At 44.0% G+C, this 6,482-nt stretch carries 8 protein-coding genes; 2 read left to right on the top strand and 6 right to left on the bottom strand.

Annotated elements, in window-relative coordinates:
* The first annotated feature begins 417 nt into the window (after window positions 1-417).
* Both MJO46_RS10990 and MJO46_RS10985 read left to right on the top strand, forming a co-directional pair.
* Complete coding sequence (locus tag MJO46_RS10990) at window positions 418-1,731, top strand: hypothetical protein (RefSeq protein WP_253989343.1); 1,314 nt, start codon at window positions 418-420, stop codon at window positions 1,729-1,731.
* Window positions 1,732-2,058: 327 nt separating this feature from the next.
* Window positions 2,059-2,727, top strand: a complete 669-nt coding sequence (locus MJO46_RS10985; RefSeq protein WP_253989342.1) for an inovirus Gp2 family protein — start codon at window positions 2,059-2,061, stop codon at window positions 2,725-2,727.
* A gap of 146 nt (window positions 2,728-2,873) precedes the next feature.
* Here MJO46_RS10985 and MJO46_RS10980 read toward each other — a convergent pair whose 3' ends face one another.
* From MJO46_RS10980 to radC, 6 genes are all read right to left on the bottom strand, one after another.
* The gene (locus tag MJO46_RS10980; RefSeq protein WP_253989341.1) at window positions 2,874-3,596 is read right to left on the bottom strand and encodes a lecithin retinol acyltransferase family protein; all 723 of its coding nucleotides are present in this window, start codon (window positions 3,594-3,596) and stop codon (window positions 2,874-2,876) included.
* A gap of 144 nt (window positions 3,597-3,740) precedes the next feature.
* A complete protein-coding gene (locus tag MJO46_RS10975; protein ID WP_253989340.1) occupies window positions 3,741-4,301 on the bottom strand; it encodes a tyrosine-type recombinase/integrase in 561 nt (186 codons plus the stop codon).
* A 122-nt stretch (window positions 4,302-4,423) separates the two neighbouring features.
* Window positions 4,424-4,837, bottom strand: a complete 414-nt coding sequence (locus MJO46_RS10970; RefSeq protein WP_253989339.1) for a DUF2787 domain-containing protein — start codon at window positions 4,835-4,837, stop codon at window positions 4,424-4,426.
* A gap of 143 nt (window positions 4,838-4,980) precedes the next feature.
* Window positions 4,981-5,361 carry a type IV toxin-antitoxin system YeeU family antitoxin gene (locus tag MJO46_RS10965; protein ID WP_253989338.1) on the bottom strand — a complete coding sequence of 127 codons (381 nt, stop codon included), beginning with the start codon at window positions 5,359-5,361 and terminating at the stop codon, window positions 4,981-4,983.
* A 123-nt stretch (window positions 5,362-5,484) separates the two neighbouring features.
* Window positions 5,485-5,847 (bottom strand): hypothetical protein, encoded by a 363-nt coding sequence (locus MJO46_RS10960; protein ID WP_253989337.1) that lies wholly within the window; start codon window positions 5,845-5,847, stop codon window positions 5,485-5,487.
* A gap of 40 nt (window positions 5,848-5,887) precedes the next feature.
* Window positions 5,888-6,394, bottom strand: a complete 507-nt coding sequence (gene radC / locus MJO46_RS10955) for a DNA repair protein RadC (RefSeq protein WP_253989336.1) — start codon at window positions 6,392-6,394, stop codon at window positions 5,888-5,890.
* Window positions 6,395-6,482: the final 88 nt, after the last annotated feature.

The raw sequence follows: 6,482 nt of genomic DNA, 5'->3' as shown, positions 1-6,482 counted from the left end.
CCTTTTAGAGCAACATCCGCTAAAAGCCAGCAAACCAACCAAGATGAGAAAGGCTGCATGGAATGGCGATTTTAGGAGCGAGATTTTCTTTGGTTAAGAGATTTAACAAAGCTTAATCCCGCCCTGTCACCATATCCACGTTATTGAAGTTTATCCAATCGAATGGACCTTTAGTCTGAGCCATTGATTACCTCTTATTAAACGTTAATTTAGATTATGAAGTCATAATAGTAGCTTTATCTAATAAAAATTACTTAGTTTAGTACTTAGAACATTACTTAATTTGATAACTAAATCATGCTACTTTGTCAATGTCTTAATTGTATTGCTTAATTGCGTGACTTAGTCACATACTTTGTTTAATAGGTACTTTTAACGCTACTAAAGTCAGTTTTTGTTTAAGTTAACGAGGTGAAAATGTACCTAAATGCAATCAGTATTGAGTTATCTTTACCTAAAGAAAACCACCTTGTGCAAGGTGGTTATTTGGGACGTCTTATTGCAAAGCCTGAACTGAAATTCTTTTTTATTCGACTGATATATCAATATGGTATCGATGAAATTAGTGGCGTTAGTATTGAAGCGTTAGCTAAGGCTTTAGGTGTTTCTAAGAACACTTTCGTTGATGGAATGTCATTGTTATGCCGGATTGGCTTTTATAGAAAATCGTTGAGTAAGGCTATAAGCACTTCAGGGAAAGGACGCCCTGCTTGCGTGTATAGCCCAACTGATAAACTCAATGAAGAGTTGCAGCGAGAAGATTTAGAATGTAACTGGAAGGTATTGATTCAGGATTTATTGGTTGATTGTGGCGACACTCAAGAAGGCCTGCGACATCCATTAAAATTAGCTAATCGATTACTACTTATTACTTTTTTAATGCATGCCGATGAGTTTGGTGAAGTGCGTACGCTTGGATATGCACAGTTGTATAAACTTACTGGTATGTCCAAGCAACAGCTGGCCTCACAGCGGAAAAACTTAATCAGCCTTGGCTACATAAATCACTACCAGCCAGGTACACCAGAGATAACCAAGAAACGAAGACCACAAAGTAAGAGTTGCTACTTCATAAATACCAGCCCTACAAAATATCCTCCGATTGGCACTAAACCCGCACGTCCCATTACCTTGGTGAATCAATGGGAGTTGAATCTATACATGCTGTTACAAGCTGCGGCAGACACTGAAATTACTAAAGAGGACTTTGATGGCGATATAATTCTCGCTGAACATAAGCGTGTTGAAGCACAAAAACGATTCAGTGCCATTGTAAATCTTGAAAATGCGTGGAAGTGTTCTAGATATTTCTATAAAAACTTTATTACAAAACAGGGGTTTAAAACTCTAGACTTGCAAGTGATTTCATACGCGTCTTTAATGCTAACCAAACATTGGGATCTGTTTTCAAGAAAAAATCTGCATTACAGCGAGCTTACGATTGTGCCTAGCCTCGAGCAGCAGGTGTATGATTATTTCTTACGAGAAGAGATGGTGCAGGAAAACTTTTTACTCACAAATGTGCAGCTAAGTGCAGAGGAATTGGCAAAGGTAATTTCTGACACGCTCATTAGCATCAGCTTTGGGTTAGCAAAATTTGTTTATCGAGAATTAACTGAATTTGTAAAACACAAACCTACAGGCATCATTTGCAACCTAACTATTTGTCCCATGACGTATTTTTCTCCAACCATGCACATGCCAATCAATGTGCTACTTGCTGAGAAATAGCAAGCAAACGGGAGATCTTAATAATTTAACTGTCGAGTAATGTGATATCCAATTGCCCTTGTTCGCCCGATCTACTGCTCAATGATTGACGGGGATTTCAGTTATTGCGATTGTCTGTTTGTTAATACTATTAGTCTGTAGTCATACCTACTACTCAATAGTATCCACTCGACCAGTATCTATAACACTACCTTATGAACATACAGGGTTAGCTGCCATCAAAGGCGAGCTAACCTTTGCAAGTGATATCAAGCCCTTTGGGGCTTTTGAGTTATAAATTACACAAACCCCATACGTTATGAACAATAACCAATATGGGATATCAATATGCACTCACGTCACACCTCAAACACTAACCTTACTGTCATCAACAATGGCCAATACCAAGGCCTCAATGTTTATCCAAAGCTACTAAGCGCTGAATACTTAAGCGCCATTCTACAGACCTTACAAGCTGCTCTGACTGAGCACCCTCGTACCTTTATGGTGCGGTTTGATTTGCATCTACCACAGCTCAATTTTCGCGACTCACCTGTAGTTTATGATTCAACGGTGATAACCAAGTTCTTTAAGTCTCTGAACGCTAAAATCAAACATGATAGGTTAAGCAAGGGGCGTGAGGGTAAGCGGGTGCATCCTTCTACTCAGCGTATTATTTGGGCAAAGGAGCGAGCATGTGCAGATACAGACCATTACCATATCGCTATCTTCCTCAATAATGATGCCTATAACTACCTCGGTAATTACAATCGAAGTGGACAAAACCTGAGTACTAAGATTGTTGAAGCCTGGGCCAGTGCTTTAGGGCTCGATGATTTCAGTACGCGGCATTTAGTGCATTTTCCTGAAGATACGCCGGTGTACTATATCAAACGTAATGCCAACAATTATCCTCAAACCTTTGCGAGTACTTTCTTCCGCTTGAGCTATTTTGCCAAGCTAGAGACGAAGCATTATGGCGATAGAACACGTTCATTCGGCTGCAGTCGAATTTAAACGTGGTGACAGAGTGATTAGCGTCTTAAGGTTTAAGCTAAAAAATAAAGGTGCTTACCTGTGGGACTCGATCTTTATATGTCCTTAAGTATGTCAACGATAGCGGCTTGAAGGCCGCTTCGTTGTTAAAGAGATGACTCCAATACTTATGATCTTAGCCAATGCCATGCATTGGATATCAGCTCAGCGCCAGCTTTTACCCCATTAACTCCCACCTCAGCGGCTGTCAAAACCGTGTTTAAGCCAGTTTCTAAACTGCCTGTGACAAGCTTGATCCCTGCATCGGCAATCTTACCTTGGCTTAAGCAATCATAACTCTCACCCAGGGTTTGCGTGGTGCCTTTTAGTAGGCATTCAGCAGGTTTAGCAACAAGATCTCCTGGTGTCCCTAGTAGCGTGTTGACGTTGTCGGGTAGCCCTAGGTATTCGCCGGTCATTTTGATGGCGGTAGAGGCTAACACAAGGTTTGCGACTGTCCCTGTTGTCAGCTTTGAAGCAGTGCTTCCCAGCAAGCCTGCTCTGGCAGAGCCTTGCAGGGCAAGGTGAGTGAGATTACTCACTTGATTGGAGGTGCTGCTCCCTTCTAAGCATTCATTGACGAACTGCTCACAATTGTTGGTGGCAACGCCGTATCTGGTGTGACCCAGCTGACTGCGTGCAAACTCAATGGCTTGATGAGGAAACAGCGTGGACTTTTTCACTCTGACACCATGGTCATCAGCAAATCGCTGCAGGTCGATTTCCTCAATAATGCCATGTTTAGATAAGTGAATAACATTTCCATGGCCAACATAGAGGCCATGGTGTTCGGTTAAGCCAAGAAAATCTATATTGGTGACGAGGTGATCGCCAGGTTGTAATACTTGCATGAATGTTTCCTTAGCCAAGGTTCTATCATTGCGACGTGCTATTTCGCCATGCAGACTGAGGTTAGTTGCAGGTGTTCGCGTTGATAGTCCGTTGGCTGTGTGAGGATTTTAAATGAGGCGCTATCCAGTAGTGATAAGCGCGGGTTAGATTTCCAGCTCGACAAAGTCCTTATCGATATCGTCTTGCTCAATACCGATATACCGCAGGGTGGTTTCTTCGGCGCTGTGTCTGAGCATCTTCATTACTCGGCCAATATCTTTGGTTTGTTGATACAGCAGATAGCCACGGGTTTTGCGCATCGAGTGGGTGCCTAAGGCAATTTTAAGCTCTTCACCAATCATCGTCAGTGCGCGGCAAATATAGCGCCGTGACAAAGGCGCGGGTTTGATGTGCTTCGCCCGTTGATTACGGTAGGACTGAAACAGGTAGATATGGTTAGGATGTTCGAGCGCAATACGCTGTATCCGTTCTAGCGTTTTTGAGTTGAGTTTGATGTTGGCGATTTTGCCGGTTTTGGACTCCTTAATGATGAGTCTATCGCCCTGGATATCGCTGAACTTAATCGACAGTAAGTCGGAGATCCGCAGGGCGAGATTAAGGCCGATATTCCACACATCGGCCAGTTGCTGGCTAAACTGTCTTTCCAGTAGGTAGCTGATAAGCTTAACGGTGTCTTGATCTTTAACGGCTTGAACTTCAGGCATGGTCATGTTCCTCTTTTTTGCTATAGCGTGTTTTTGGGCACTTGCGTTGTTGAGAGCCGCATGGGGCAAGGGTTTGAGTGTTCCCGTTTTAGGATTCTGGGAACTTCATTTGGCTAAGTGGTTTAATCCAAACTGACCTTCACCTTGTAAACGCCCATAACGAAATTAGTGGCAAAGTTTTGGGTAAATAAATCGATTAATGCTCTGCATTCCCGCTCGCCAATCCAGCCACTAAACAAGCTATAGACCTGCTTACTGTTAAAGCAGATATCGATGTCTTTGACGAGTTCAGGGAAGGGATGACCGCGAAAAGCAAAGTCGGTGACGTAGACTAAACGCCAGTGCTCTTGCTGTTTCTCAAGCCGGACTTCGACAGGATGAAAGCCACCATCTTCGGCGCTGTAATCTGGATCTCTAAAATTGAGCGTGATCGCATTGGCATCTTTTGGATCGACGTCAGCCAGTTCCTTTTCAATGACTTGGTAAAAACGATTAGGCATTAATGGCAGTTGGTTACGGTTAATGATTAACTTCATGGGATATTCCTTCTTTGATTTACGCGCACACGCAAGAGCCTAGGAGCTAAAACTCCTGGGCTCTTGCTGTTTGCTGGTGGGGTAAAAATTGCGTGAAACGAGTCTGATGGAGCGTGATGAGGTATTTAGGATGCGCTTTGGTGTTACAAGGTTATCGAAGGGCTGTGTGTTAATGCGGGTAGTGGTTTGTCAGCGGTTTGATAGACAGCAATATACAAATAACCATGGCTGCCTAATGTATCGGCCTCACAGGTAAAGTCATCGTGCTCAATGGTGACGCAGTGCTGCTCTCTTGCATCTATCTCACCGGTGACGACTAATCGCTCAAGTTGTTTAACTAATTTTGGGAAAGCGTGATTGAAGCGTTTGCGTACTTCAGGAGGAAACTCACTGACAAAACTTGCTCTGTCATTGAGATAATCCAAATGCAGTCCACGCAAAATCAGTCTCGCACCAAAGCGGGGGGACACCTTACGGGGCAGGCCCCAGGCGTGCTCAATATCGAAAAGTTTTAGGGTTGTCATAGTGACCTCAATAGTTGAAGGATGAAACTCAGGTAGTGGATTGCTTGTTAGCGGACTAGCGGGGATAAATGCCAAGGCGAGTACAACTGGCTAGAGGACTGAATATCGGGCAGGTAATCGTTTTTAGGTATGTACACTCCAATTAGGCTGTTCATTACTGCCATGGTTAAAGTACACCCCGTTGATCACCCGCTGCCATTCACCTGTTGGCACACCATAACTGTCACAGGGGCAAACATAGCGGCAAAAGGCAATCTCCTTGGGCAAGTGCTCAACCACATCACGGTGAAACACATTCAATACGGTTTTATGCAGCTTGGGATTAGGTGCCACAATCGGCTTACCAATCACTTGGCCCATGGCATTAAGTGGCCGCACAAACATCGGCAAAATGAGTTCAACCGCTAAGCGATTACGCAGTTCAGGAAACGCAGCACAGGCTTCGGCAACACAGGCCTGTGAAAAGCTATCAGTAAATTCAATCATGATGGACTCCTTAAGAAGGTGTGGCAGGTTTAAACATTGGCTAGAGTAAACCGCGCTCAGCAAAGGACACTGGCGTGCGACCAACCACGATATGGTCAAGCACGCACACATCGATAAGCGCTAATGCATCGGTTAACCGTTGAGTGATGCTCTTATCTGCAGCCGAAGGTTCAGACTCACCGGAGGGATGGTTATGGGCAAAAATCACCGCCGCCGCATTGACGGCCAACACCGCCTTAACCACTTCCCGTGGATAAACACTGGCGGCATCTAAGGTGCCAAAGAACAACTCTTTAAACTCGAGTAATTGATGTTGGTTATCAAGCAGCATTACCGCAAACACCTCCCGCTCATAACCGCCCAGTTTGTATGTTAAAAAATCCTTAGTGGCCTGAGGGTTGGTATAGGCGTCCTTCTTCACATAACGCTCGGCAATGATATTGGCGGCAGAGGCGAGAACCTCATCGGCAGTTTGCGGCCACTGAGTCACATGCTTGTGGGTGGTTTCGTGTAGAGCAGCTTTAGTGTGCATCGCTTTTGTTGACATATCAGGCTCCTTGAAAGCATTAATGGGCTTATGCACAGGGGTGATATATATCTGAAAAGATTTGGAAATCGGGAAAAAGTTAAAAATT

Source organism: Shewanella sp. KJ2020 (assembly GCF_024197625.1).
Lineage (GTDB): Bacteria > Pseudomonadota > Gammaproteobacteria > Enterobacterales > Shewanellaceae > Shewanella.
Note: the sequence above shows the minus strand (reverse complement) of the source record. Positions and strands in the feature narration are given on the sequence as shown.